The sequence below is a fragment of the Phyllobacterium sp. 0TCS1.6A genome, from assembly GCF_026420825.1.
Taxonomy (GTDB): Bacteria; Pseudomonadota; Alphaproteobacteria; order Rhizobiales; family Rhizobiaceae; genus Phyllobacterium.
On record NZ_JAPMAB010000009.1, the window covers coordinates 218,678 to 244,428 of the forward strand.

Here is a 25,751-nt window from a genome sequence, read left to right on the forward strand (position 1 = left end):
GAATCGCGCATGGATTGGCGAGTATATGCAAATGATCGAACATCTGGATACGCAAGACCGCAAAATCCTGTCCCTGCTGCAGGAGGATGGCCGGTTGACGAACAATGAATTGTCGGAACGCATCAATCTCTCGGCGTCGCAATGTTCGCGGCGCAGGACGCGGCTGGAAGAGGAGGGCTATATTCGCGGCTATCGGGCGGAACTCGATCGCGAGAAGCTCGGTCTTGGCATCGTCAACATCATCTCGGTGACCCTTGCCACGCATAATCGCGACAATGCCCGCCGTTTCGCCGATCTCGTTGCGAAACTGCCGGAGATCATGGAAGCGCATGCGCTGACCGGCGAGATGGACTACTTCATCAAGGTCGTGACGCCGGACTTGCGGACGCTTTCGGCCTTCGTCAACGAGGTGCTGCTGCCGCACGAATCCGTCCAGAACGTCAAGACGGCCATTGTCCTCGATACGCTGAAGGAGGACGGGCGCCTGCCTCTCTGACGGAGACAAGCGCCAAGGCACGGTTGCCTTTCATGCAAATATAGGGTAGGGGGGTATAGTATGAGCCATACGACAAAGAACAAGGCCGCGCTGCTGGGGCGGGTTCGACGCCTCAAGGGGCAGATGGAGGCCGTCGAGCGCGCGCTGGAGGCGGAAGCTCCCTGCGGCGAGATTCTCAATCTGGTCGCTTCGGTACGCGGCGCCATCAACGGCCTGATGGGTGAACTGGTCGAGGACCACATTCGGATGCATGTGGTCGATCCCGATACCGAAACGGACAAGGTGCGCTCGCAAGGTGCGGCGGACCTCATAGAAGCCCTGAGGAAATATCTGAAATGACACAGCTTGATGCGACGTCCGATGCTCACGGCCATGGCCACGTCTTTCTTGGCGACGATCACGAGCGCAATGAACGCAGGACCTGGTTCGTCATCGCATTGACGGCGACGATGATGGTCGCCGAGATCGCGGCGGGAACGATGTTCGGCTCCATGGCGCTCGTGGCCGACGGCTGGCATATGTCCACCCACGCGGCGGCCCTGCTGATCGCGGCGCTGGCCTATCTTTATGCGCGGAGGAATGCGCGAAATCCCCGCTTCACCTTCGGCACCGGCAAGCTCGGCGACCTTGCGGCCTTCGCCAGTGCGGTCGTGCTGGCGCTTATCGCGCTTCTCATCGGCTGGGAGAGCCTGCTGCGTCTCTCCAATCCCATCGAGATCAGTTTTCCGCAGGCGATTTCCGTCGCGGTCATCGGCCTGCTGGTCAACCTGGCCTGCGCCTGGCTGCTGCGCGACGATCACCACCACCACGGCCATGATCATGGGCACGACCATCATGCGCACGATCATCATGAGCACCACGCCCATGGCGGCGACAACAATCTGCGCGCCGCCTACATGCACGTCCTCGCCGACGCCCTGACCTCGGTCCTCGCCATCGTCGCGCTGCTGGCCGGCAGCGTCTATGGCTGGCTCTGGCTCGACCCGGCCATGGGCCTCGTGGGCGCCGCCGTCATTGCGCGATGGTCATGGAACCTCATTCGCGATGCCGGACGGGTGTTGCTCGACTATATTCCACCGAGCGAGGATCTGCCTGACGAGATCCGGGCCGCCATCGAGAGCGACGGCGACCGGATCACCGACCTGCACGTCTGGCAGCTCGGCCCCGGCCATCACGGTGCCATCGTCGCGCTCCTGAGCGACGATCCGATGCCGCCATCGGCCTATCGCGCCAAGCTTGCCCATATTCACGATCTCTCCCACGTCACCGTGGAAGTCGAACCACGCCTCGCGGCCTGAAGGACCGGTTCCCCACTCAAGCCGGCTCCTCACTCAAGAGTGATCGCGCATGGGCGGCCGGCTGTGGTTTGATCGCCATTGCGACCATATCCGCAAGGAGGAGATCACGATGTTCAATGCGAAACATATTGCGGGCGCCGGACTTCTGGCCTTGTGTTCCGCAACGGCGGCCATGGCCCATCATGGCTGGTCCTGGGCGGAAGGCGAGCAGACCGAGCTGACCGGCATCATCCGCACGGTCTCGTTTGCGCCGCCTCATCCTTCGCTTTCCGTGGATGCCAATGGCGAGAGCTGGCAGATCGATCTCGGCAATCCGCGCCAGACCGAACGGTCCGGCTTCCGCGAAGGCGCCGCCAAGCCCGGGGATGAAGTCAACGTTCTCGGCAACCGCTCCCTGGACAAGAACGAGAAACGGATGAAGGCGGTCCGCATCACCATCTCGGGCAAGAATTACGACATGTACCCGGATCGCATTAAAACGACCGGGGAATGATCTGGCCCGTCCTCGAATGGCTTGGACAGACGCCGCCTGCGCTGGCGCTTGCCCGCAATTCCACGCTCTACATGCTGGTGAACGCAGCACATATTCTGTCGATATCGGTGCTTTTCGGGGCAATCCTGCCGCTGGACCTGCGACTTGCCGGCCTGTTCCGGCAGCTGCCGCTGACCCATGTCGGGCCGTTCCTTGCCGGCTTCGCCGCAGTCGGCGCCGCCTGCGCCATATTGACGGGTTTCATGCTTTTCAGCGTGCGGCCCGTCGTCTACGCGCAAAATCCGGCCTTCCTCGCCAAGCTCTGCATCCTCGCCATTGGAATAATCAACGCCGTGGCGCTCCATGCGGGCAAGGGCTGGCGGGCCGCGATGCGGGATGGCGAAATCCCGATCATGGTCCGCACCGGCGCTCTCATCTCCCTGGTCGCCTGGCCATCGGCGGTCGTCGCCGGGCGCTGGATCGGCTTCCTGTGAGCCGACCCAGCTGCTGGCTTAATATATCTCCGCCACCGACTGGCCGAGCGCCATCGCGCCGGCATAGCGCGCCTGTTGACTGGGCTGAAGCGGGTGATAGCGCGCGCCCTGCACATCGCGGAAACAGCGCTCCAATCCATGCGACCGGTAGAAACCGGCACCGCCCGCCAGCTCCATCGCGAGTTCGGTGGTCTCGATCGCATGCCGCGCTACCAACGTCCGGCCGATCATGACGTCATTGACGGTTTCGGCCGAAGGCGCATTGCGCGCCACCGCTTCCAGCATCGAGCCATGGGCGATCCGCGCGGCCTTCAGCGCCGTATCCATTCGCCCGGCAAGGCAAAGCAGATGGTCCGCCGGCGGCCGTTTCCGAACGAGATCGACAGCGATATCCCGGGCGCGCTCGGCAACGCCGAGATAGACGGCATAGACCAGCGGAAAAGCGATCGTCGCGATGACCTGGAAGAGCGGGTGCCATTCCCCGGCCCGCCGGCTGAAGGCGACACTCGCATCCGGGACGAAAAGCCCGTCGATGATCACATCGTTCGATGCGGTGCCGCGCATCCCGAGCGTATGCCAGGTCTCTTCGATGCGGACTTCCGCGGCCGCCATGGGCACGCCGAAATGCACCACCGTGCGCGCGCCGTCGGCGCCTTCATGGATTGCGCCGGTCATCAGGATCGTGCCGGCCTCCGCACCGGACGTGAAGGCCTTGCGTGCATTGATGCGATAGCCGCCTTCGACCTTTTCGGCCGTGCCGGAACCGCCGATCCAGTCGGAGCCGCCGCTGGACAGGAGGATGATGCGCTCGGACGCAACCCGCTTCAGCAGCGGCGCAACCGCCTCCACCTTCTGGTGCCGCCACCGCCAGGCGGGTATCGCCACCTGGTGCGTATGCATCGAAAAGGCGAGGGCGGTGGAGCCGCATGCCTGCGCCAGGGTGCGCAGCATTTCGGCAAGTTCCGGAACTTCCGCGCCGCGGCCGCCGAGTTCCCTGGGCACGGCGGCTTCCACCAGCCCCGCCTGTTTCAGGAGCGCGTAGTTTTCATCGGCAAAACGCTCCTCGGCATCGAGCATACCCGCGCGGGCCGCGATGGCCGGTGCAAGCGTCTTCGCAATATCCACCACGCTCAGTTCTTCGACAGAAGCCTTGTTGGCGGTGGCTGTAACATTCGACAGGTTGGACATGTTCTTTTCCTTTGTTGTTCCCCCAGGGCCGATGATGCGCCTGCTCCGGTCCGCTTTCCAGTTCAGGAACTGTACCAGGCGTCCCGAAAGGGCGACCGCACCCGATCGAGCTAATTGGCTCCGGGCCCGAACTGGACTATGGTTGTCGCTGCGCGATGCAGGAGGAGGCCTCGAATGCAAGATCGCGGCGGGTACGGCCAGTTTTGCCCCGTATCCATGGCATCTGAAATCCTTTGCTGCCGGTGGACAACTTTGGTTGTCCGCGAACTTCTCTGCGGCTCGACGCGTTTCAGCGAGTTGCGGCGCGGAGTGCCGCGCATGTCGCCTGCCTTGCTGTCCAAACGGCTGAAGGAGCTGGAACGCGCAGCCATCATCACCAGCCTCCGCAAGCCGAACGGCGTCGTCGAATATCATCTCTCCGAAGCCGGCGAGGAACTCCGCCCCGTCATCGTCGGGCTTGGCGCCTGGGCGCAGAAATGGATGGAATCGCGGCTTTCGCTGAAGAATCTCGATGCGTCGCTGCTGATGTGGGACATGAGGCGCAACCTCGACATAAGACATCTGCCGCAGCGCCGCTGCACGATACAGTTTCTGTACCGCGAGCTCACGCCGAACGACAGAAGCTGGTGGCTGGTGGTCGAGCAGGGCAAGGTGGACCTGTGCAATTTCGACCCCGGCTATGAACTCGACCTTCAGGTGCGCAGCTCCCTCCGTTCCATGACGGCGATCTGGATGGGCTTGTCCACCGTCGGCCACGAGACCGATCTCGGCGAAATCGACGTGGAGGGCGATCCGGCGCTTGCCCGCTCCATCCAGGCCTGGCTCGGGCTGAGCACATTCGCCAAGCTGCCAAGGCAGGTTCAGTAGCGATCGTCGTGTTGATATTGCCCGGGCTTGAATTGCCATTATCAACGTATTATCATGTGCATGACATTATCATGAGGACCAGCCATGGAACACGTGCAGCAGACGGCAACGGAGAGGGTGACCACCCTTATGACTGTTTCGGAAAAGTCGACTTTGGAATCGAAGGCCAAGCGGGCGGGAATTTCTGTGGGAGAATTCGTGCGACGGTCGGTCGATTATTACGATCCGGAGGAGATCGCCGCGCTGGCACAACTCGCGGATTTTGCCGAGGCGTTGCAGCGGAGCAATCTGGAAGCGTCCGAGGCGCTTGATCGCGCATTGGCAAGCATAGAGACGACACGCAGGCAGCTGGACAAGGATCGTGCGGCATGAGTGCGATCAAGGATATCCTGGCGGGCCTCAAGACGGCAATCGAGCTGAATGGAAAGGTCGTGTCCGTAGCGAACGCCGTGGACCGGCTGGCCACCGACATGCGCGACTTCGACCGCCGCCTCGTACGGGTCGAAACCGTGATCGAGATTTCCCGGCCTGATGGTTCGGTCCTGAGAATTGCGCGCAACCCGGATGCGGGCGAGGGCGGTTAGCAGGCAGCTCGCGCTCGCTCATTAAAATCCATCCCAAAATCTGCTTCCCGAATCTCGTTGCGATGACCGAGAAGGTGACACAGCGACATTTCTACTTTGCAGAAACAGGACATTTTAACTTTGCGCTTACACCCAGTCGGGCATCCAAGTCAGATAATCTGTCTTATGGAACAGAAGAGCGGTAGGCAGCACAACAGGAGCACCAGCATGAAAATCGGCATTATCGGAATTGGCCACATCGGTAGCACTCTCGCCCGTAAGCTCGCATCAGCGGGACATGAGGTCCGGGTGGCGAACTCGAAGGGAGCCGACGCCGTCAGGCCATTCGCCGACGAGATCGGAGCCACTGCGACGGACACGAAGGGCGCGATCTCCGGCGCGGACGCGGTCATCCTTTCAATTCCGCTTCTCGCCATCGAAAACCTGCCCAGGGACCTCTTCAAGGACCTACCTGTCAACGTCCCGGTCATCGATACCAGCAACTACTATCCGGGCCTGCGTGACCCGCAGATCGCCGACCTCGACGCAGGCGAGGTGGAAAGCGTCTGGGTCTCCAGACAGATCGGTCGCCCCATCATCAAGGCCTTCAACAACATCCTTGCGTATTCCCTGGCGGAACTGGGCCAGCCCGAGGGTACACCCGGTCGTCTGGCCGTGGCGGTCGCGGGAGACGACGACGACGCGAAGAAGATCGCCATGGCAATAACGAACGAGGTTGGGTTCGATCCGGTCGACGGCGGATCACTCGCCGAATCCTGGAGGCAGCAGCCGCTGACACCCGGATATTGCTGCGACTTCGACGCCCCCACCATGCGCAAGGCGCTCGACGCTGCAGTTGAGGGTGAGGCACCCACGAGATGGCCGGTGTTCAAAAGCAAGATGGCAACGCTAGGGCCGGACGCGACTCACGAGGACCGCGTGGCGATGAACCGTTCGTTTGCACCGCTTCGATGACGCAACAGCGTGCTCTATTCGATCTGCAACATTATGAGATTGTGTTGCAGATCGACGTGTGCAACCGGCGCTTGCTAGTTTGAGAAGCCGAGGAATTCCGCCGTATCCGGATCGAGCGGTATGCCGTCGCGCAGCCGTTCTTCTTCCACGCGCCATTCCCGGTCGCCGGGCGCCATGACCTTTCCGCCTTCGACGCTTGGAACCGCGCGCAGCTGATCGAGATAGGCACGCATGCCCGCCGCGAAGATCTCCGCGCCGGCAAAACGCGACGGATCGATCGCGAGGAAGAAATGTCCCATGTTGCGCGGCGTCGAGATGTCCGTGCCGCCGACCATCGGGATGAAATCCGGGTCCAGCGTCGTGCCCATCAGAATTGAGGAAAGCAGTGTTGCAACACCTGCCAGGCCGGCTCCCTTGAAGCCATAGCCGACGCCGCCGAGTGGCAGGAGCATGGCAGCCGCGCCGGCGTCGAGCGTCGGCTCGCCCTTGTCGTCCGCCGCCACGCCAGCCGGCAGTTCCTTGCCGAGCGAGCGGTAGAGCAACACCCGATTGAGCGGGATCGACGATGTCGCCATATCCAGCAGCCAGGGCTTTTCGCCGGGAACAGGCGCCGCAAAGGCAAGCGGGTTGGTGCCGTGGAACGGCTTCGCGCCATCGAACAGGGTGACGACGGAATCGGTGTTGGTAGTGGCAAATCCGATCATTCCGGCCTCGGCTATTGCGCGGGCATAGGCGCCGGCGGCACCAAGGTGCGACGAACGCACCGCGCCCACCGCGCCGATGCCGCTTTCACGGGCAATCTCGACCGCGAGCGCCGCAGCCCTGTAGGATGTGAGATGGCCGAGCGCATCGTCGCCGTCGACCACGGCAGTTGCCGCCCCCGTACGCCGCGTCGTGACTTCCGGCGTGGGATTGACCCTGCCGCCCTTCAACACGCGGCTATAATGCACGACCAGGCGCGCGCCGTGACTGTCGACGCCCAGCAGCGAAGCGTGCATCAGCGCCTTCGTCGTGGCCTCCACGCTTTCTTCCGACGCACCGGCGCTTCTCAGCCTGTCGGCGATCCGCAATGACAGTTCGGCTGCATCAACCCGTATCTCAGTCATGAATATCGATTCCCATTCTACTATGCTTGCAAGGCCCCTGAATACGGTTGTTCAAGCCATGGATGCAAGCTTGTCTGGCACTGGGCGGAACTCAAATGCGGTCGTCGCGTTTCACCGGCATTCAGCATCAGGAGGGAGCGCGATGCCTTCCAGCGTCATAAGAAACACCGCCTATGACGACCAGAACAGGATATTGTCGGTGTGGTTCGTGCCGAGCGGCAAACGCTATGATTACAAGGGCGTGCCGTCGGACGTCTATGCCGCCTTCCGGCGGGCAACGTCAAAGGGCTCGTTCTTCAACAATCACATCCGCGACCATTACCCCTTCAAGGAGGTTCATTAGGGAGCTTTAAAAGCGATTGCAGCAACGTTGTTGCGTGCTTCGTGGTTCGACAGGCTCAGCATGAGGGTTCAGGATGAGGGAATTGGGTGTTTGGCAGGGGGATAGATCTGCGAGGTTTCAGATCATGGCTCCCTGCTTTTCTGCAATCAAATCAACCTCCCTCATCCTGAGCCTGTCGAAGGACGCACTTTATTTATGCAACACACGCCCCTCCTGGTGGGATAAATCGATACTTATCCCACCACTTTGAAACCGGGTTATTCTGTGCAGGTCCTTTCCAGTGGGGGAGCAGCTTCCGGTGCTGTTTCGATTGCTGGGAAAGGGTGGCGTTGCCGGACGGTCGGAAGTGACAAACCCGATTATTCAGCAAACTGCAGAAGGAAACGGAGGTGGCGCTTCGTTTTCCGGGTTGTTGCGTCTGACAAACGCAATGATAGCAGGGCAAAGACGCCATGGGCGGTCTTCGGACCTCGACCCTGATACCTACTGACGCGCTGAAGACCGCCCGTCTCCCCCAATTTCAATGACCAGACGCGATTTTGCGGGCGTGGTGAGGGTTTTCCGCATCCAGCATCTGCACAAGGGATTGCACCCCACCTCACTCATGCTGAGCCCCCACCTCCCTCATGCTGAGCCTGGTGAGCCTGCCGAACCACGAAGCACGCACTATTTCGATGCAGCGCTGTAAGGGGACTGCATCACCGTTGTTGCGCCCTTCGACAAGCTCAGGATGAGGGGAAATAGAGTTTTGCAGGGTTCTAGTTCTGCGAGGCTTCAAACCCAAGCTCCCAACCTTTTTGCAATCAAACAAAACCCCTCATGCTGAGGGAAATTGGATTGATTGCAGGGTGGTGGTTCCGTGAGGTTTCAAGCTCGGCATGATCGAGGCAAGCGGGCGGCCGTTCATATGCTAGTCCGCTCCAATGAATAGATTTATACTATTAGATCGCTTCGCAGGTTTGGCTATGTTTGCTTCATATCAAGGAGCAGCGCATGACTTCCCCACACACAGTTTTCTTCCTCAACGGTCCGAATGCCAACCTTTATGGCCTCGATAAATCGGGGACCTACGGAAACGAGAGTTTTCAGTCGATCGGCGAACGGTGCCACGCCCATGCGGCCACCCTCGGCCTGCAGCTCGAATTTCGCCAGTCCAACCATGAGGGGCAGATCGTCGACTGGATTCAGGAGGCCAGGCAGGCGGCGCAGGGCGTGGTCATCAACGCCGCCGGGCTGACCTACTCTTCCATCCCGATCCTCGATGCCCTGCTGGCCTATGACGGCCCGATCATCGAAGTCCATATGAGCAATATATGGAAGCGGGAACCCTTCCGGCATCATTCCTATGTGTCAAAGGCGGCCACCGGCGTCATCGCCGGCCTGGGGCCGCTTGGCTACGAACTTGCGCTTACGGCCGTTGCGACGCTCATCCGCGAAGGCAGCGCGAAATGACGCGGTCCTGCATGGTGTTCTATAGTGCCCTCGACGATTTCGACGCCTGGCGGACAGCGCTCGAACCGGAAGGGATCGAGCTTTGCCGCAGCGAGGATATCACCGACGCGGACAGCGTGCGTTCCGCGCTCGTCTGGAAGCCGCCGCAGGGCTTTTTCCAGGATTTTCCCAAGCTCGAACTCGTCGTCAACCTGGGCGCGGGCGTCGATGCCCTTGTCGGCCGCGACGACCTGCCGGACGTTCCCATCACCCGTCTTTCCGATCCGCGCATGGCACGGATGATGGCGGGCTTCGTGCTGTTTGCCGTCACCCGCTACGCCCGCAACATTCCGCAATTCGAGAAGGCGCAGCGCGACCGGCGCTGGCATTACATTCATCCGAAAGATCCGGACAGCATCACCGTCGGCGTGCTGGGGCTTGGGGAACTCGGGCTCGAGGCCGCCCGGGAATGCAGCCGTCACGGCTATCGCGTGCTCGGCTGGTCGCGAACCCGCAAGGACGTCGAAGGCGTTTCCTGCTCCAGCGGCGCCGATGCGCTCGTCTCCGTGCTGTCCCGATCCGACATCGTCGTCTGCATGCTACCGAAGACCCCGGATACCGACAATCTCCTCGATGCAGCCATGTTCCGTTCGATGAAGCAAGGAGCGTTCTTCATCAACGTGTCGCGCGGCAGCGTCGTGGACGAACCGGCGCTGATCGAGGCGCTGGCATCCGGCTGGCTCGGCGGTGCGACGCTGGACGTCTTCGCCAAGGAACCGCTTGCGGAAGACAGTCCGCTCTGGGCGATGGAGAACGTCCTGATCACGCCGCATCTGGCATCGATAGCCCTGCCCTCGTCCGCCGCCAGGCAGATCGGCGAGAATGTCCGCAGGATCGCACGCCGGGAGCCCGTTCTGAGCCGGATAGATCCGCAACGCGGCTATTGAACCAGGCCGAACATGCCGCCCTTGGAAAAGGCCTCGCGCAGGTAGTCCGCGAACGCCTGAACCGCCGGACGCGACCCATGGCGCGTCAGGCGCAGAAAGGTGACCGTGGCGGGCGGAAGCCGTTCGGAGATCGGCAGGAGAGCGATCCTGCTGCCGTCATAGCCGATCGTCGTGCAGGGCAGCACGTTGTGCAGCGAATAGCCCTGCCCATGGCCGACAAGACCGCGGATAAGCTCGGAAGAACGCGTCCTGAACGCAACCTGCGGCTCCAGCCCGCAGGCGGCGAACAGCGAAAAGAAATAATCGCGCGAATGCGGCAGGTCGAGCAGGATGAACGGGTCGCCCGCCAGCTCCGCAAGACTGATTTCGTCGCGGCCGGCAAGCGGATGGTTGGCGGAGACCAGCGCATAAGGCGGCAGATCGGCCAATTTTTCGCCGATAATCTCGTCCGGCACGGCAAAATGATAGGACAGCGCCAGTTCCGTGCGCCCCGAGATGAGATGGCCGATCATCTCCTGCTGGTCGCCCTCCTCGAGCTTCACCGAAATTCCGGGATAGCGCTGCGCAAAGCCGGACAGCAGCGCCGGCATGAACCGGATCGCCAGCGTCGGGAAACTGCCGACGACGATTTCGCCGCGCAACGCATCGCCGAGCGCCTGTGCGCTGTTGGCGAAGTCGCGGGCGTGGTTGAGCAGCAGCCGCGCGTCATTGACATATCGCTGCCCGGCCGCCGACAGGGTGACACCGCGGGCGTGATGGCGGACGAATATCTGGATGCCAAGCTGGGCTTCCACCTGTGCAAGCGCCGTGGATATGGACGGCTGCGACACGTTCAGCCTCCGGGCCGCCTCGGTGACGCTGCCGCAATCAGCGGTTTCCACCACATAGCGCAGGACACGAAGTGACAAGTTCATAGTCAAAGCCTATTCAAACCAGAAGATAATAATATTTTCCGGATGCTAAGAGGTGCACCATCATCCGTCCAGCTTATTTTTGAAGCAAAATAACGAGTGCACTTGGAATTGGTTACAAAATGGGCGTTTATGTCGGCCTGGAGGCTGGGCGTCGCAACAGACGCACCGATGCAGGCATGGCCTGCCGGCATTGCAGCCTTCTACGCCGCCAGCCTTGTTGTGGCGATTCCAGTCGCGGGAGGAAAAAGGAGGAACTGCGCATCGCCGACGGGAGAAGCGGCGAAGTGCGAAGAATATGCCCGGAAACTCAACTTTCACCAAAGAAAAACAGGGGAACAGCATGTATCGCACATCCATATTGATGGCCGGATTGATTTCGGCCCTGACATTTTTTTCACAGGCCGGCGACGGCCATGCCCAGGAAAAGCTGGTCGTCAGCACCTGGGGCGGCAGCTTCCGCGACCTGATCGACGAGGCGATCGGCCAGAAGTTCACCGAGGAAACCGGCGTCCCGGTCGAATATGTCACCGGCGGCACGATGGACCGGCTCAATCAGGCCAAGCTTGCAGGCGGCACGCCGGAAAGCGACATCACCTTCACCACCGCCCATGTCGGCTGGCTCTATGCCAATGACGGCCTGTACGAGACGCTCGATCTCTCCAAGGTGCCGAATGCGTCGCATCTGGTGGAACAGGCCAAGATCAGCCCCTACCATATCGGCGCCTGGGCCTATGTCTACACGATCGGCTATCTGCCGGACCAATTGCCCGAGGGCGTAAAGTTCGACAGCTGGGAGGGTCTGTGGAACCCTGCCCTCAAGGGCATGATCGCCTCGCCTGATTTCGATCCGAGCCATGTGATCGCAGTTGCCGCGAAACTCGAAGGCAGCGATGCGGCCGGATGGGAAAAGGGCCAGGAAAAGCTCAAGGCGCTGAAGCCGAACTACAAGGCCTTCTACACCAATGACGCCAATAGCCAGCAGCTTTTCGCCACCGGCGAGACGCCGGTGCAGGTTATCCTGTCGATGAACGCCTATTACATGCGCGACCAGGGCGTGCCGGTGGAGATCGTCATCCCCAAGGAAGGCGGCGTGCTCGGTGTGGATACGATGGCCATCATGAAGGGGACCACCAAAAGCGAGCTCGCCTACAAGTTCTTGAACATCGCGCTCGATCCGGCGGTGCAGGCCAAGATCGCCGAGCTCAAGAAGGGCAGCCCGGTCATCGACAATGCCACCCTGAGCCCCGAGACCGCCGCCCTCCCCGGCATCTTCACCACCGCCGACCAATGGGCAAGCCAGACGCTGATCATCGACCACAAGCTGCGCGCGGAAAAGACCGCCGAATGGCGCAAGTGGTTCGCGGAAAACATGATCGGCCAGTAACGAAGCATGAGGCGCCCGGCATCGCCCGCCCGTCGAAACGGCGCGGGCGGTATCGCGCGAAGGATATCACATGAAGCAACGGCCATTCATCGGCTGGTTCGTTTCGCCCGCCGCCCTTGTGGCGCTCGGGCTGGCGGCCGCCATGGCAGCCATCCTGCAATACAGCGTGCGGGCCTATGTGCCGGGCTCGCTCGACGTAGGCGGGCTGACGCTCGAAAATTTCACCGCGCTCCTGCGCCCCCTTTACGCCTGGGCCTTCTGGGGAACCATTCTGCTTTGCCTGCTGACGGCGACCTTCACCCTGTTCCTCGCCTATCCGGTCGCCTATGCGCTGGTGCGCGTCCGGAGCAAGGCGCTGAAATCCTTCATCCTGATCGCGTCGGTGACGCCGCTTTTCCTCGGCGAGGTCGTGCGCACCTATTCCTGGATGATCGTGCTCGGCAATAATGGCTTCATCAACAGCGTCCTGAAATCGCTCGGCATTATCGACCGTCCGCTGCAGATGATGTTCACCACGCCGGGCGTCGTCGCCGCGCTCGTGCATGTGACGATGCCGATCATGGTCATCATGCTGGCGGCGGGGCTTTCCCATATCGACAGGAATTACGAGAAGGCGGCCGAAAGCCTCGGCGCCGGTCCGATGCGCTGCTTCCTGACGGTGACGCTGCCGCTGTCCATGCCCGGTATCGTCGCCGGTTTCTCGACTGCTTTCGCCTGGACCTTCAGTGCGTTCGCAACCCCGCAATTGATCGGCGGCGGCAAGGTCAACACCGTATCGACCCTCGTCTACCAACTGGGCTTCGCCTCCTTCAATTTTCCATTTGCCGCGAGCCTGTCGCTGGCCGGTCTCGTGATGACCTTTGCGGTCATCGCCCTGATGAAACGGGCAATGCGCCCGGTCGAACGCCTGGGAGAACAGTGAGATGCCGTTTTCGATGCGCAAATCTCCGCTCGCGCTGGCGGGTATATTGCTGGTGGCGATCATTCTCGGCTTTGTCATGCTGCCGGCGATCGTCGTCACCATCACCGCCTTCAACGACAAGGCCATTCTGGCGTTTCCGCCGCAATCCTATTCCTGGCGCTGGTTTGCCCGCGCGCTCAGCTATGGCGATTTCCAGAAGGGGTTCTGGAACGGGTTGATCGTCACCGCATGGGCCTCGACGATCGCGCTGATCGTCGGCAGCGGCTTCGCGCTTGCGCTCCATCGCTACGCGTTCTCGCTCAAATCGACGCTCGAGGCGGTGCTGCTGTCGCCGCTGGTCATTCCGCATTTCACCATCGGGCTCGGCCTGCTGATCCTGTCGGCCCAGTTGACGGTCGGCCGCGGCTTTCCGCTGGTGGTGCTGGCGCATGTCATCCTTGTTCTGCCCTTCGTGCTGCGCAGCGTCTTCATCTCGCTGCAAAACCTCGACGGGCGGCTGGAACTCGCTGCCAGCAGCCTCGGCGCCTCGCCGCGCCGCGTCCTGTTCACGGTCACCTTGCCTCTGCTGGTGCCGGGGCTGGTCAGCGGCTGGCTGTTTGCCGCGATCCTGTCCTTCAACGAGTTCACCGCCACGCTTTTCGTCTCCAACCAGGCGACCCAGACCCTGCCGGTCGCAATGTACAATTACGTCCGCGAATATGCCGACCCGACCCTTGCCGCTCTGTCGGTGATCTACATCGTCGTCACGGCCCTGCTGCTGACCCTCGCCAATCTCTTCTTCGGTCTTGGAAAAATTCTCAATGTTGACGCGCACTGATATTGCCACCCCCACATCACTCCCGGCGGAAAAGCCCGTGGTCCAGCTCGACGGCGTCACCAAGCGGTTCGGCGAAGCGATCGCGCTGCACGAGGCATGGCTGAAAATCGTCCCCGGCGAGTTCATGACCCTGCTCGGCCCCTCCGGCTGCGGCAAGACCACGCTTCTCAACCTGATTGCCGGATTTCTCGATGCCGATGGCGGCGAGATCTTCATCGACGGCATCCTCGTCACCGAGACGCCGGCGCACAAGCGCGAAATCGGCATCGTTTTCCAGAATTACGCGCTGTTTCCGCATATGACGGTGGCCAACAACATCGCCTACGGCCTGAAGACGCGCGGCGTCGGCGCCGACGAAATCAAAAAGCGCGTCGACGAAGCACTCGCGCTCGTCAAGCTCGACGGTTTCGGCGACCGCAAGCCGCGGCAGCTTTCGGGCGGCCAGCAGCAACGGGTGGCGCTTGCGCGGGCGCTGGTGATCCGTCCAAAAGTGCTGCTGCTCGACGAGCCCTTTTCGGCGCTCGACAAGAACCTGCGCGCCTCCATGCAGATCGAGCTGAAGGAAATCCAGCAGCGCCTCGGCGTCACCACCATCTTCGTGACGCATGATCAAGGTGAAGCGCTCTCGATGTCGGACCGGATCGCCGTCATGTCGGCGGGGCGCATCCGCCAGATCGCCGCGCCGCAGGACATCTATCGCCGGCCGCAGGACCGCTTCGTCGCCTCCTTCATCGGCGACGCCAACGTCCTCAAGGGGAAACTGTCGGCGGTGACCGACGCCGTGGCGCAGGTCACGGTCGGATCGCTGTCGGTGGAGGTACCGGCGGCCCCGCTGGCCGGGCTCGCCGCCGGGGCGGATGTCGATCTGTTCGTCCGGCCCGAACACCTTGTGCCGGTCGACGGCGATGGGGGTCCGGCCGCCCCGAGCCTCGCCGGCACGGTCAGGACCCAGGTCTTCCAGGGCGGTCACGTCGACCTGTACATCGATCTCGGCGAGCACGCAGCGCAACCCGTCTTGCTCAGGTCGTCCGCCGCCCTCGCGCCTTCGAAATGGCAAACCGGCGATGTCGTCCGCGTCCGGCCGGTCTCGGCGGATCTCGTCGCCTTTCCGAAACAGGACGGCTTATACGTATAGTTAAATAGAGTGGAGCTCTACACCGAACAGTTACAAGCTATTCAAGTTCCAAATCGAGATAAACATGAACTATGTGATGAATTGACGTGCAATATAGGCTCCACTTATTCGGCATCTGAACAGAAAATAATCAGATTAAAGCAACGAAATGCCTACTATATAGCCGCTTCGCCTCTTGAATATTTTGTAACTTCATCAAGAATATTCGATCATAACAAGAAAAGAGGGTGATCATAATGTCCATGATAAAGAAGATAGGTTTTGCTTTCGGCCTCGCAGCCAGCGTCCTTTCGGCGGACCTGGCGGCAGCCCAGACGAAAATGCGGCTGGCGGTGGAGACCACCAGCGGCGATCCGACCAATGTGATGCTGGCGGCATTCCGGGACGAACTCAAGAACACGACCGGCGACGCCTTCGCCATCGAATTCGCCGATGGCGGCTCGCTCGGGGATGAGAATGCGCTGGCGGAGCTTATCCGTGCCGGTGCGGTGGAAGTCATTCCGCTCGGCTCGGATGGCGTTGCGGCACTCGACGCGAAGTTCTCGATCTTCGATACGCCCTTCCTGTTTTCCGGCAAGGAACAGGCGCGTGCAATGCTCGACGGCGAGCTCGGGCAGATCATGGCCGCCTCGCTGAAGGAAAAGGCCAATCTCGAAGTTCTGGCCTTCGGCGAGCTGGGCGTGCGCGTCGTCAGCAATTCCAAGCGTGCGATCAATACACCGGCGGATCTCGGCGGCCTGAAGATCCGCACCCCGAACAGCCCGACACGCATCATGGCCTTCGAGACGCTCGGCGCGTCACCAACGACGCTCGCCCTCGGCGACGTCTATATGGGCCTGAAGCAGGGCGTCATCGACGGGCAGGAGAACCCGCTTTCGGTCATCAAGGAATTCTCGCTGTTCGAGACCCAGCCGCATATTTCCCTGACCAATCACATTTATACGCCGATCACGCTGGTCATGAACGGCGCGGCCTTCGCTGCGCTTTCGGACGATCTCAAGGCCAAGGTCAAGGCGGCCGCCAAGGTCGGCGTCGAGAAGACCCGTGTCCTGTCGGATGAGAGCGACGCTACCCTTGTCGCAGAGTTCGAAAAAGCCGGCGTGACCATCACCAGGCCGGATATCGCCGCCTTCCAGTCTGCCGCCGCGCCGGTTCGCAGCAAGATCGCGGAAGTCGTCACCCCTGAATTCATGGCCAAGGTCGAGGAGACACTCCGTTGAACGTCGCAACATCCGGGGTTCCGGCAAAAGCCGGAGCCTACCCGCGTTTTCGCTATGACGGCTCGGGCAATCTGGCACGCATCGGCCTCATCTACATCGCCTCCAGCGTGGTGATGGAGGAAGAGATGTGGGCGATGTCGGCAGAAGGCGTCTCGACCCATACGGCCCGCATCAAGCTGCCGAAAGTGACGGTTCAGGGCATCGAGGAGATGATGGGTGCGCCCGAACTCGAAACCGCGGCTCGCATGGCCGGAGCCGCGCCCATCGACGTCCTGCTGTTCGGCGGCACCAGCGCTTCGTTCCTGCACGGCACGGCCTATGACCGGGCCCTGATCGACAAGATCAGGCAATGGGTGCCGGGCCCCAAGGTGACGACGGCATCGACGGCGACCCTCGCTGCCTTGAAGAAGGTAAACGCCGGCAAGGTGGCGCTTGCCACGCCCTATCTGCCGGAAATCCACGAGCGGGCCATCCGCTTCCTCGAGGAGAATGGCCACGCCGTCGTCAAGAGCGGCCATCTCGGCATATCGGACGACCATGCGCTGGCGGAGGTCTCGCTTGAAGAGGTCTATGACCATGTCCTGTCCGTCGATCATCCCGATGCCAGTGCGATATTCGTCTCCTGCACCAATTTCCGCACCGTGGGCGCCATCGAAGCGCTGGAAGATCGCCTCGGCAAGCCGGTGATATCGGCGAACCAGGCATCGTTCTGGCACTGCCTGGAGCTCGCCGGCGTTGCAGGCGCCCGCCCCGGCTACGGCCGCCTTTTCGACGGCAGCACCCGCGGCAACACTCGCGACGGGGGTGAACGATGACGCAGGCTGTCGCACCGACCCCCAGCGAAATCCTGAGCCAAGAGGTGACGCGTCGCTCGAAGCTCCGCAGCGCGTTCCAGTGGCTGGTCGAGACCGCCGCCATCATGCTGCTCGTCGTCCTTGTCAGCCTGGTGCTTGCCAACTCGCTCGGACGTTATCTCTTCTCAAAGCCCCTGCCCTGGACCGAGGAAGTCGTGACCGCGCTGCTGATGTGGCTTGGCGCACTTGGCATCACCATCGCCGCGCTCAAGAACGAACTCATCAGCTGCGCGATCTGGACGCAACGCCTGACCGGGTCTTCCAGATACGCGCTTGCGATCTTCCAGTCGGTATTTTCCATCGCGGTCGTGGCAATCGTCGGCGTGCTCGCCTGGCGTTATCTCGGCATTTTCGGTTCCGACCGGACGCCGATCCTCGGCATATCGAAGGCCGTCGCCATCTCGGGCATTCTCGCCACCTGCGCCGGGCTCGGCATCGCCTTTGCCTTCAACATCATCGAGGGGAGGAAAGACTGATGCTGGGTCTTGCCGCCGTCACGCTCTTCATCCTCTGCGCCCTCGTGCTGATCGGGCTGCCGATCGTCATATCGCTCGCGGCCTCGGTGCTGTTTTTCCTCGCGATCAGCGGCGGATGGGAACTGGCGCTGCCGCAGCAGACGCTCGGCGGCGTCGGCGACTACATTCTCATCACGCTTCCCCTGTTCATCCTTGCCGGCGGCATCATGAACGCCACGGGGATCGCCGACAAGCTCTTCGATTTCGGCGTCGCCCTGGTGGGCTGGCTTCGCGGCGGCCTCGCCCATGTCGATGTCGTCGCCAGCGTCATGTTCGGCGGCATGATCGGCACTTCGGTCGCCGATCTCGCCGGCAGCGGCTCGGTGACCATCCCGAAGCTCAAGGCCCATGGCTATCCGGGTCCGTTTGCAGCGGCCGTTACCGCAACCTCTTCGGGCATCGGCGTTCTCATTCCGCCAAGCTCGCCGATGATCCTCTATTCCGCCGTCACCGGCACCTCGCTCGGCGCACTTTTCCTGGCCGGCGTCATTCCGGGCCTCCTGATGGCGCTGGCGATGATGATCACCATTTCCATTCTTGCGAGGCGCAATGGCTGGAAGCCCGTGGGAACGTTCCAGTGGAAAGAGGTGCTTCGCACGGGCAAGCATGCGATCCTGCCGCTCGGCATGCCGGGTCTCATCCTCTTCGGCCTGATGTTCGGCATTTTCACTGCCACCGAGGCAGGTGCCTTCGCGGTCGCCTACGCAGTGGTGCTGGCGGCAGTCGTCTATCGCACGCTGACATTCTCCAACTTGCGCCGTGCCCTCGTCGATTCCTGCATCCTCACCGGCGAAGTGCTGATGGTCGTCGGCTTTTCGACGGCGCTCGGCTGGGCGCTCTCGCAGGCCGGCGTTCCCGCGGCGCTTGCGCACGGGCTGGAAACGGTCTTCCCGTTCGAGAATACGACGCTCAAGATCTTCGCACTTCTCGCGATCGCGTTGATCGCGGGCATGGTGCTCGATCCGCTGATCCCGATGATAATGCCCGTGCTATTGCCGTCGCTGATGGCGATGGATGTCGATCTCATCCATTTCGGCGTGCTGATGGTGACGACGGTCGTCATCGGCCAGGTGACGCCGCCGGTGGCGATAGCGCTTCTCGTGGCGGCGAAGATCGGCAATGAGGACGTCATGCGGGTGACGAAGGCGAACATGCCGTTTCTCGTCGCGCTGTTCCTGTTCCTGATCCTGTTGACGCTGTTCCCCGTGCTGTCGACGGCGCTTCCGGCCCTCTTGAAATAGGGAAGAGACATGGCGCGCCACCCTCCAGACCATCCGGCTTGAGCCACCAAGGATTTCCCGAGCTTCTACCAAGGAAGATACTTCTTTTCACCGCAGCCCGTCGCACGCAATCCTCTGCGACAGACGTCTTCGATCAGCCAGTCCCGCCCGCCTCAAGCAAGGGGCGCCTGTCTGGTCGCATTGCCCCAATCTAGGAATTGAAGATGACAATCGAAAAAATAGATACGCTCGTCGTCGGCGCCGGACAGTCCGGGATAGCCATGAGCGAACATTTGAAGGACTGCGGCGTCCCACACATCGTTCTCGAGCGGAACCGGGTGGCGGAGCAATGGCGGACGGGCCGCTGGGACTCTCTCGTAGCCAATGGGCCGGCCTGGCACGACCGTTTTCCGAACCTCGAATTTGATGACGTCTCGCCCGACACCTTTCCGCCCAAGGACAGGATGGCGCGCTACTTCGAAGACTACGCCAACATGATCGACGCCCCGATTCGCACCGGCGTCGAGGTCAAGCGCGTCCAGCGCAACGAGGGACGCCCGGGCTTCCTCGTCACCACGTCCGAGGGCCTGATCGAAGCGCAGCGGGTGGTGGCTGCCACCGGTCCGTTCCAGGTGCCGCAATATCCCAATATCGTTCCGGCCGACGCCGGGATCGAGCAGCTCCATTCCTCCGCCTACAAGAACCCGGGGCAACTACCCGAAGGTGCAGTCCTCGTCGTCGGTGGCGGAGCCTCCGGTTCGCAGATCGCCGAGGAGCTGCAGCGCGCCGGCCGCAGGGTCTACCTGTCCATCGGCGAGCACTACCGCCCGCCCCGCTCCTACCGCGCGCGCGATTATGTTTGGTGGCTCGGCGTCCTCGGCAAGTGGGACGAGATCAAGACGATTGCCAAGAAGAAGCACGTGGCTTTCGCCGTCAGCGGTTATGATGGTGGCAAGACGGTCGATTTCCGCCTTCTGGCCGAAAGAGGCGTCACGGTTCTTGGCATGACCAGTGGCTACCGCGATGGAATACTGAACATCAACAACGACCTCGCGGATAACATCGCCGAGGGTGACCGCGCCTATCTCGAAGTCCTGCGCGAGGCCGACGCCTATGTCGAGCGCAACGGCATCGACCTGCCGGCCGAGCCGGAAGCCTGGGAAATCGCGCCGAACCCCGATTGCATCGCCAACCCGATTCTCGAGCTCGACCTCGCCAGGGCCGGGATCACGACGATCATCTGGGCGACCGGCTTCAAGTTCGATTTCAGCTGGCTGGATGTCGATGCCTTCCATGAGGATGGCACGCCCTTCCACAAGCGCGGGATCTCCTCCGAAAGGGGCATCTATTTCCTTGGCCTTCCCGAACTGACGAACCGTGCGTCATCCTTCATCTACGGCTGCTGGTACGACGCGAAATACATAGCCACCCACATCGTGGTACAGCGAAACTACGCTGCCTATGAAAGGGAATAGTCCATGACCGCCGAGGCCGCCGCCATCCCTCGAACCATGACCGCCGTAATCGCCGAAGCCCCCGGCGGAGCTGAGGTCCTGACCCGCGTGCAGCGCGACGTGCCGCGCCCGGCCATCGGTGAGGTGCTGATCGCCGTCGCCGCGGCGGGTATCAATCGACCCGACATAATGCAGCGATCCGGCGCCCTGCCCGCACCGGCCGGCACGTCCGACATTTTCGGGCTGGAGGTCGCGGGACGCATCGTGGCCTGTGGCGATCCGGTCGACGCCGCCTTGATCGGCACCGAGGTCATGGCTCTGGTCAAGGCCGGCGGTTATGCGACACATGTCTGTGCCCGCGCCGACCATTGCCTGCCGATTCCGGCGGGACTTTCGCTGGTCGAGGCCGCCGCCTTGCCGGAAGGGCTGTTCACCATCTGGCACAATCTCTTCGACCGGGGTGCGCTCCGCTCCGGCGAAACACTTCTGATCGAGGGCGGCGCGTCAGGCATCGGCACGCTGGCGCTGCAGCTGGCAAAAGCCGTCGGCGCAAGCGTGATCGCGACTGCCGGCGGGGCCGAGAAATGCGCAAGGCTGGCCGCCATGGGCGTTTCTGCAGTCGATTACCGCGAACCCGGCCAGGACGAACGCATACTCGAGCTGACCGAGGGTCGCGGCGTCGATGTCGTTCTCGACATTCTCGGCGGCGAGGCAGTCAACCGGCACCTGGCGCTGATGGCGCCGGGCGGCCGTCATGTCGGCCTGTCGTTCATGACCGGTGCGACGGCCAGCATCGATCTCGGATTGCTGATGCGCAAGGGGCTGTGGCTGACCTCCTCGACGCTGCGGCCAAAGCCGGATGCGGAAAAGGCCGACATCGCCCGGAGCATCGTCCGCCATCTGCTGCCGCATATCGGCGCCGCCGGTATCCGTCCGGTCATTTCCGCTATTCTGCCGCTCACGCAGGCCGCCGAGGCGCATCGCCTGCTGGAGAGCGGTACGAATTTCGGCAAGATCGTCCTGCAGCTAGCCGAGGAAACGCAGCCATGATCCGCGTATCCTCTGCCGACCATCCGTTAACCCCTTACCCGTGCGAACAAAGGTAACAGCCCAAATGGCCCATTTCCGTCACCGCAAGTTCAACACTAGCGACACCTATCCCGAGCAGAAGCTCGACAATGATCTGGCGCAGGCCGTGGTCGCCCGCGGAACGACCATCTTCCTGCGCGGCCAGTGCCCGCAAGACCTGGACACGGCGAAGAACATCGACAGTCACGACCCTGTCGAACAGACCCATAAGGTGATGCAGAACATTCGCCAGCTGGTCGAGGAATGCGGCGGCAAGATGGAGCATGTGACCAAGCTCGTGGTCTATCTCACCGACGTGCGTCACCGCGAAGCCGTCTATCGCACCATGGGCGACTATATCCGTGGTGTGCACCCGGTCTGCACCGGCCTGGTGGTCGTGGCGCTGGCCCGTCCCGAATGGCTGGTCGAAATCGACGCGACCGCCGTCATTCCTGATTGATCGGCTTCGCATGAACGCCGCAGCAAACCGCATCGAGGATAGAACATGACCTTTTCCATCGTTGGCCACTGCCCCGAAACGGGGATGTTCGGTCTCGCCATCTCCTCCTCCTCCCCCGCCGTAGCGGCCCGTTGCGCCTTCGCCCGGGCGGGAGTCGGCGCCGTTTCGACGCAGAACATCACCGATCCGCGCCTCGGTCCGAAAACGCTGGACCTCATGGAGCGCGGAGCCACGCCCGGCGAGGCATTGGCGATCCTCGAGCGGACGGGCGAGCATATGGCCTGGCGCCAGGTTCTCGCCGTCGGGCGCAGCGGCGAAAGCGCGATCTATTCCGGCTCCGAGGTGCTCGGCCTGTGGAGCGAGGCGCAGGACGTGGATGTGGCTGCGGCGGGCAATCTGCTTGCCGATACCGCCGTTCCGGAGGCAATGGTCAGCACGTTTGGCAGGACCAGAGGCGGGCTGGGCGATCGATTGATGGCGGCGCTTGCCGCGGGTCTGGCCGCCGGCGGCGAGGCGGGGCCCGTGCATTCGGCTGGCCTGCTGATGGTGGACCGGCAAAGCTGGCCGATCGCCGAACTGCGCATCGACTGGACCAATGGCTGTCCGATCGAAGCTCTCAGCGAGGCCTGGAAGGTCTTCGCGCCGCAGATGGACGCCTATGTGACGCGCGCGCTCGACCCGCGCAGCGCACCGTCCTACGGTGTGCCGGGCGACGAGTGACCGCCGCCGGCGACAGCCAGAGGATGCAAGCACGATGCCACTTCGATTCACGCTGCGACAGCTCGAATATTTCATCGCCGTCGGCGAAGCGGGCAGCATCGCCACGGCCGCCGAAAGGAAGAACGTCTCCGCGCCGTCGATGTCCTCTGCTATCGCCCAGCTGGAATCGGGATTCGGGGTGCAGCTTTTCACCCGCCGCCATGCCCAGGGCTCGGTGCTGACGCCGACAGGCGAGCGGTTCATGGAACAGGCACGGGTGGTCCTGGACGAGGCCGCCCGGCTGAACGAGCTGGCGACGGTCTTCACTGGCATGATCCGGGGATCGTTGCGCGTCGGCTGCATGCGAACCTTCGTCCAGACCATCATCCCGCAACTGCGGCGCAGCTTCGAAGACAAGTACGAGAACGTCGATTTTTCGCAGCAGGAGCTCGATCAGGCGCAGATATTCGAGGCGCTGGGGCAAGGGCGGATAGACGTCGCCGTCACCTATGATCTGGCGCTGCCGAGCGACATAACCTTCAAGCCGCTGCACGCGCTGCCGCCATTCGTGCTGATCTATCCCGACCATCCGCTGGCGCGTCACGACCGGCTGCGGCCGGAGGATCTGCTGGATCATCCGATGGTGCTGCTGGACCTGCCCCACAGCGCCGAATATTTCATGTCGCATTTCCGCCATCTGGGGCGGCGCCCGCGCATCTCGGAGCGCACTGTCGAAGTGGCCGTGCAGAGAAGCCTTGTTGCCTCGGGATATGGTTTCGGCATCACCAACCTGCGCACGATTTCGACGGAATCCCTCGATGGCCGGCCCCTGAAATTCATTCCGCTCGAAAGCGACGTCCAGCCGCTTCAGCTGGGGCTTGCCATGCCCCGGGTCGCGCATGTGTCGCGCACCATCCAGGCCTTCATCGACCACTGCCACGAAGCAGCCGACGACGGCGGCCTGCCGGGCATCGTCATATCTCCCAGGGCTTAGTGCCCACAATCCGGATCCACGCCATGGCCCCTCAAATACCCGAAATCCTGTCCCGGCTGGTTGGCTTCCCGACCATCTCCCGGCAATCGAACCTGGAGCTTCTCGACTATGTCGAGAGCCTGCTCGTGCCGGCCGGCATTGCAGTGCGCCGGTTTTCGCATGCCGATGGCAGCCGGGCCAATCTGTGGGCGACGGCAGGGCCCGAGATCGATGGCGGCATCGTCCTGTCCGGGCATAGCGACGTGGTCCCGGTTGCCGGCCAGGACTGGAGCTTCGACCCCTTCGTCCTGCGGCAGGACGAAGGGCGCTGGTATGGCCGCGGCGCCGTCGACATGAAGGGTTTTGTCGCCGCTGCCATCCATGCAATGCTGAGTGCGGCGGCACGGGACCTGCAGAAGCCGCTGCACCTTGCACTGTCCTATGACGAGGAAGTGGGTTGCCTCGGCGTGAGGGGCATGATCGAAAGCCTTGCCCGGGAGCCGCTGCGCCCGGCCTTCTGCCTGATCGGCGAGCCGACCGGAATGCGCCTCGCTACGGGTCACAAGGGCAAGACGGCGCTCAGGGCCTGCTGCCAGGGACAGGAGGGTCATTCCGCCCTCGCCCCGCAGGCGCTCAATGCCCTTCATCTCGGCGCCGCCTTCCTGCAGCGGCTGCAGGCCCGACAAGAGCAGCTTGCTTCCGACGGCGCACGGGACCCCGCCTACGCCATCCCCTACACGACGATCCATGCCGGCATCATGCGTGGAGGCGAAGCGCTGAACATCGTGCCGCGCTCCTGCGAGATCGAGTTCGAAATCCGCCATATCGCCGCCGACGATCCCTCGGCCATCCTGTCGAACCTCCTCCACGATGCGGAAGCGATCGCCTCCCCTCATCGCGATCGTTTCGCCGGAGCGGCGATCAAGATCGAGACGCTGTCGAGCTATCCCGGCCTTGATACGCCGGAGGACAGCCCGACGGTAGGCCTCGTGGCGTCGCTTCTCGGCACCAATCTGCCGACGATCAAGGTGGCGTTCGGCACCGAAGGCGGCCTGTTCGACAGGGCCTCGAAATCCCGGTGCTGATCTGCGGACCCGGCGACATGGCGCAGGGGCACAAGCCCGACGAATATGTCGAGATTTCCCAAATCGAAAAATGCGAGCGCTTTCTCGAACGCGTGGTCGGTCTCCTGGAACGGTCGAACGCTTGAGTCTGCGGCACCTCCTGTTCCGAACGACCTTGGCCACGGAACGTAGACTTACCGCGCCACGCAAATGCGGGCTCGGCGATGGGCTGCATTTTCGGCTGGTCCTGTGATATGTTTCGGGCATGGAGATCGATGACGAGAAGATCGACGATGTTGTTCTCGCATTATTATGGCTCACGCTGCATGACGAGCGTCGGGCCTGGAAAGGTTTCGACTGGGACGTGCTGGCCCGCCTGCATCGGAAGGGTCTGATTGACGATCCGGCAAACAGCTCCAAATCTGTCGTTCTGAGCGACGAAGGTCTGCAACGGTCGGAAGAACTGTTCCGCACCCTGTTTACGCGCCCGACGCGATGATCGCCGTGCTTCCAACCTTACCGCCACCAAACCACCTCCCTCATGCTGAGCCTGTCGAAGCACGCACTATCTTGATGCAGCCAAACAAGGGATTGCACAAACGTTGCTGCGCCCTTCGACAAGCTTGTCCGCCGAACCACGAAGCAGGCAATCGCGTTTGTGCAAATCTGCTCTGTGAAGCTGGCACGAGGATGGTGCCTGCTTCCTCGTGTGGAGATGGCGGTGCGTGGAGTTGGGGATGAGAAGCTGGTTTCGAGGCCCAGAAACGCCAAAAGCCCCGTGCGGGGCTTTGTTGTGCTTGATGCCTGCTGGCTTGTCTGGTTTGGTTGCGGGGACAGGATTTGAACCTGTGACCTTCAGGTTATGAGCCTGA

The 25,751-nt window shown here is 62.2% G+C and carries 31 protein-coding genes; 28 read left to right on the top strand and 3 right to left on the bottom strand.

Features of this window, described 5'->3' with window-relative positions; translation table 11 throughout:
* Positions 1 to 25 precede the first annotated feature (25 nt).
* The 5 genes from OSJ75_RS18760 to OSJ75_RS18780 all read left to right on the top strand — a co-directional run bounded on the left by OSJ75_RS18760 (position 26) and on the right by OSJ75_RS18780 (position 2,760).
* Positions 26 to 496: an Lrp/AsnC family transcriptional regulator gene (locus OSJ75_RS18760; RefSeq protein WP_371929613.1), complete on the top strand. Its 471-nt coding sequence runs from the start codon at positions 26 to 28 to the stop codon at positions 494 to 496.
* A 60-nt stretch (positions 497 to 556) separates the two neighbouring features.
* Positions 557 to 835, top strand: a complete 279-nt coding sequence (locus OSJ75_RS18765; protein WP_250019717.1) for a metal/formaldehyde-sensitive transcriptional repressor — start codon at positions 557 to 559, stop codon at positions 833 to 835.
* Positions 832 to 1,794, top strand: a complete 963-nt coding sequence (gene dmeF / locus OSJ75_RS18770; protein WP_250019716.1) for a CDF family Co(II)/Ni(II) efflux transporter DmeF — start codon at positions 832 to 834, stop codon at positions 1,792 to 1,794. Before OSJ75_RS18765 ends, dmeF begins: the two co-directional genes overlap by 4 nt.
* Positions 1,795 to 1,903: 109 nt before the next feature.
* Complete coding sequence (locus OSJ75_RS18775) at positions 1,904 to 2,287, top strand: DUF6152 family protein (protein ID WP_250019715.1); 384 nt, start codon at positions 1,904 to 1,906, stop codon at positions 2,285 to 2,287.
* The gene (locus tag OSJ75_RS18780) at positions 2,287 to 2,760 is read left to right on the top strand and encodes a DUF6644 family protein (RefSeq protein WP_267229105.1); all 474 of its coding nucleotides are present in this window, start codon (positions 2,287 to 2,289) and stop codon (positions 2,758 to 2,760) included. Before OSJ75_RS18775 ends, OSJ75_RS18780 begins: the two co-directional genes overlap by 1 nt.
* Before the next feature lie 18 nt (positions 2,761 to 2,778).
* Here OSJ75_RS18780 and OSJ75_RS18785 read toward each other — a convergent pair whose 3' ends face one another.
* Positions 2,779 to 3,948 carry an acyl-CoA dehydrogenase family protein gene (locus tag OSJ75_RS18785; RefSeq protein ID WP_267229088.1) on the bottom strand — a complete coding sequence of 390 codons (1,170 nt, stop codon included), beginning with the start codon at positions 3,946 to 3,948 and terminating at the stop codon, positions 2,779 to 2,781.
* A 174-nt stretch (positions 3,949 to 4,122) separates the two neighbouring features.
* On the opposite strand from OSJ75_RS18785, the gene OSJ75_RS18790 reads away from it, so the two are divergent.
* The 4 genes from OSJ75_RS18790 to OSJ75_RS18805 all read left to right on the top strand — a co-directional run bounded on the left by OSJ75_RS18790 (position 4,123) and on the right by OSJ75_RS18805 (position 6,353).
* Positions 4,123 to 4,815 (top strand): winged helix-turn-helix transcriptional regulator, encoded by a 693-nt coding sequence (locus OSJ75_RS18790; RefSeq protein ID WP_267229089.1) that lies wholly within the window; start codon positions 4,123 to 4,125, stop codon positions 4,813 to 4,815.
* A gap of 84 nt (positions 4,816 to 4,899) precedes the next feature.
* Entirely contained in the window at positions 4,900 to 5,187 is a 288-nt protein-coding gene (locus OSJ75_RS22940; protein ID WP_416362585.1) for a plasmid mobilization protein, read from the top strand.
* Positions 5,184 to 5,399, top strand: coding sequence for a hypothetical protein (locus OSJ75_RS18800; RefSeq protein ID WP_250019711.1), 216 nt, complete (start codon positions 5,184 to 5,186; stop codon positions 5,397 to 5,399). Before OSJ75_RS22940 ends, OSJ75_RS18800 begins: the two co-directional genes overlap by 4 nt.
* Positions 5,400 to 5,564: 165 nt before the next feature.
* Positions 5,565 to 6,353, top strand: a complete 789-nt coding sequence (locus OSJ75_RS18805) for an NADPH-dependent F420 reductase (protein ID WP_267229091.1) — start codon at positions 5,565 to 5,567, stop codon at positions 6,351 to 6,353.
* Between the two features lie 74 nt (positions 6,354 to 6,427).
* Here OSJ75_RS18805 and OSJ75_RS18810 read toward each other — a convergent pair whose 3' ends face one another.
* A complete protein-coding gene (locus tag OSJ75_RS18810; protein WP_250019709.1) occupies positions 6,428 to 7,459 on the bottom strand; it encodes an Ldh family oxidoreductase in 1,032 nt (343 codons plus the stop codon).
* A 142-nt stretch (positions 7,460 to 7,601) separates the two neighbouring features.
* Here OSJ75_RS18810 and OSJ75_RS18815 point away from each other — a divergent pair, with 142 nt between their 5' ends.
* The 3 genes from OSJ75_RS18815 to OSJ75_RS18825 all read left to right on the top strand — a co-directional run bounded on the left by OSJ75_RS18815 (position 7,602) and on the right by OSJ75_RS18825 (position 10,180).
* Positions 7,602 to 7,802, top strand: coding sequence for a KTSC domain-containing protein (locus OSJ75_RS18815; RefSeq protein WP_250019708.1), 201 nt, complete (start codon positions 7,602 to 7,604; stop codon positions 7,800 to 7,802).
* Positions 7,803 to 8,795: 993 nt separating this feature from the next.
* On the top strand, positions 8,796 to 9,254 hold the full coding sequence (locus tag OSJ75_RS18820; protein ID WP_250020346.1) for a type II 3-dehydroquinate dehydratase: 459 nt from the start codon (positions 8,796 to 8,798) through the stop codon (positions 9,252 to 9,254).
* Positions 9,251 to 10,180: a 2-hydroxyacid dehydrogenase gene (locus OSJ75_RS18825; protein WP_267229092.1), complete on the top strand. Its 930-nt coding sequence runs from the start codon at positions 9,251 to 9,253 to the stop codon at positions 10,178 to 10,180. Before OSJ75_RS18820 ends, OSJ75_RS18825 begins: the two co-directional genes overlap by 4 nt.
* On the opposite strand, the gene OSJ75_RS18830 is transcribed toward OSJ75_RS18825, so the two are convergent.
* Complete coding sequence (locus OSJ75_RS18830; RefSeq protein ID WP_250020344.1) at positions 10,174 to 11,094, bottom strand: LysR family transcriptional regulator; 921 nt, start codon at positions 11,092 to 11,094, stop codon at positions 10,174 to 10,176. The genes OSJ75_RS18825 and OSJ75_RS18830 overlap by 7 nt on opposite strands.
* 340 nt (positions 11,095 to 11,434) lie before the next feature.
* Here OSJ75_RS18830 and OSJ75_RS18835 point away from each other — a divergent pair, with 340 nt between their 5' ends.
* From OSJ75_RS18835 to OSJ75_RS18905, 16 genes are all read left to right on the top strand, one after another.
* Entirely contained in the window at positions 11,435 to 12,478 is a 1,044-nt protein-coding gene (locus tag OSJ75_RS18835; RefSeq protein ID WP_250020343.1) for an ABC transporter substrate-binding protein, read from the top strand.
* A gap of 70 nt (positions 12,479 to 12,548) precedes the next feature.
* Entirely contained in the window at positions 12,549 to 13,400 is an 852-nt protein-coding gene (locus OSJ75_RS18840) for an ABC transporter permease (protein ID WP_267229093.1), read from the top strand.
* A gap of 1 nt (position 13,401) precedes the next feature.
* Positions 13,402 to 14,217 carry an ABC transporter permease gene (locus OSJ75_RS18845; RefSeq protein WP_250020341.1) on the top strand — a complete coding sequence of 272 codons (816 nt, stop codon included), beginning with the start codon at positions 13,402 to 13,404 and terminating at the stop codon, positions 14,215 to 14,217.
* Positions 14,201 to 15,352: an ABC transporter ATP-binding protein gene (locus OSJ75_RS18850; RefSeq protein ID WP_267229094.1), complete on the top strand. Its 1,152-nt coding sequence runs from the start codon at positions 14,201 to 14,203 to the stop codon at positions 15,350 to 15,352. The genes OSJ75_RS18845 and OSJ75_RS18850 overlap by 17 nt, the downstream gene beginning before the upstream one ends.
* Positions 15,353 to 15,588: 236 nt before the next feature.
* Entirely contained in the window at positions 15,589 to 16,572 is a 984-nt protein-coding gene (locus OSJ75_RS18855) for a TRAP transporter substrate-binding protein (RefSeq protein WP_267229095.1), read from the top strand.
* The gene (locus OSJ75_RS18860; protein ID WP_267229096.1) at positions 16,569 to 17,387 is read left to right on the top strand and encodes an Asp/Glu racemase; all 819 of its coding nucleotides are present in this window, start codon (positions 16,569 to 16,571) and stop codon (positions 17,385 to 17,387) included. Before OSJ75_RS18855 ends, OSJ75_RS18860 begins: the two co-directional genes overlap by 4 nt.
* Positions 17,384 to 17,902, top strand: a complete 519-nt coding sequence (locus OSJ75_RS18865; RefSeq protein ID WP_267229097.1) for a TRAP transporter small permease — start codon at positions 17,384 to 17,386, stop codon at positions 17,900 to 17,902. The genes OSJ75_RS18860 and OSJ75_RS18865 overlap by 4 nt, the downstream gene beginning before the upstream one ends.
* On the top strand, positions 17,902 to 19,182 hold the full coding sequence (locus tag OSJ75_RS18870) for a TRAP transporter large permease (protein WP_250020336.1): 1,281 nt from the start codon (positions 17,902 to 17,904) through the stop codon (positions 19,180 to 19,182). The genes OSJ75_RS18865 and OSJ75_RS18870 overlap by 1 nt, the downstream gene beginning before the upstream one ends.
* Positions 19,183 to 19,385: 203 nt before the next feature.
* Positions 19,386 to 20,636 (top strand): flavin-containing monooxygenase, encoded by a 1,251-nt coding sequence (locus OSJ75_RS18875; protein ID WP_267229098.1) that lies wholly within the window; start codon positions 19,386 to 19,388, stop codon positions 20,634 to 20,636.
* Positions 20,637 to 20,639: 3 nt separating this feature from the next.
* A complete protein-coding gene (locus OSJ75_RS18880; protein ID WP_267229099.1) occupies positions 20,640 to 21,665 on the top strand; it encodes an NAD(P)H-quinone oxidoreductase in 1,026 nt (341 codons plus the stop codon).
* A 64-nt stretch (positions 21,666 to 21,729) separates the two neighbouring features.
* Positions 21,730 to 22,143 carry a RidA family protein gene (locus OSJ75_RS18885; protein ID WP_250020333.1) on the top strand — a complete coding sequence of 138 codons (414 nt, stop codon included), beginning with the start codon at positions 21,730 to 21,732 and terminating at the stop codon, positions 22,141 to 22,143.
* Positions 22,144 to 22,188: 45 nt separating this feature from the next.
* Positions 22,189 to 22,863: a DUF1028 domain-containing protein gene (locus OSJ75_RS18890; RefSeq protein WP_250020332.1), complete on the top strand. Its 675-nt coding sequence runs from the start codon at positions 22,189 to 22,191 to the stop codon at positions 22,861 to 22,863.
* Between the two features lie 34 nt (positions 22,864 to 22,897).
* Positions 22,898 to 23,836, top strand: a complete 939-nt coding sequence (locus OSJ75_RS18895) for a LysR family transcriptional regulator (protein WP_250020331.1) — start codon at positions 22,898 to 22,900, stop codon at positions 23,834 to 23,836.
* A gap of 23 nt (positions 23,837 to 23,859) precedes the next feature.
* The gene (gene argE / locus OSJ75_RS18900) at positions 23,860 to 24,900 is read left to right on the top strand and encodes an acetylornithine deacetylase (protein ID WP_323748377.1); all 1,041 of its coding nucleotides are present in this window, start codon (positions 23,860 to 23,862) and stop codon (positions 24,898 to 24,900) included.
* A complete protein-coding gene (locus tag OSJ75_RS22880) occupies positions 24,894 to 25,025 on the top strand; it encodes a hypothetical protein (RefSeq protein ID WP_323748376.1) in 132 nt (43 codons plus the stop codon). The genes argE and OSJ75_RS22880 overlap by 7 nt, the downstream gene beginning before the upstream one ends.
* Before the next feature lie 119 nt (positions 25,026 to 25,144).
* Positions 25,145 to 25,378, top strand: coding sequence for a DUF6429 family protein (locus tag OSJ75_RS18905; protein WP_267229100.1), 234 nt, complete (start codon positions 25,145 to 25,147; stop codon positions 25,376 to 25,378).
* The last annotated feature ends 373 nt before the right edge of the window (positions 25,379 to 25,751 follow it).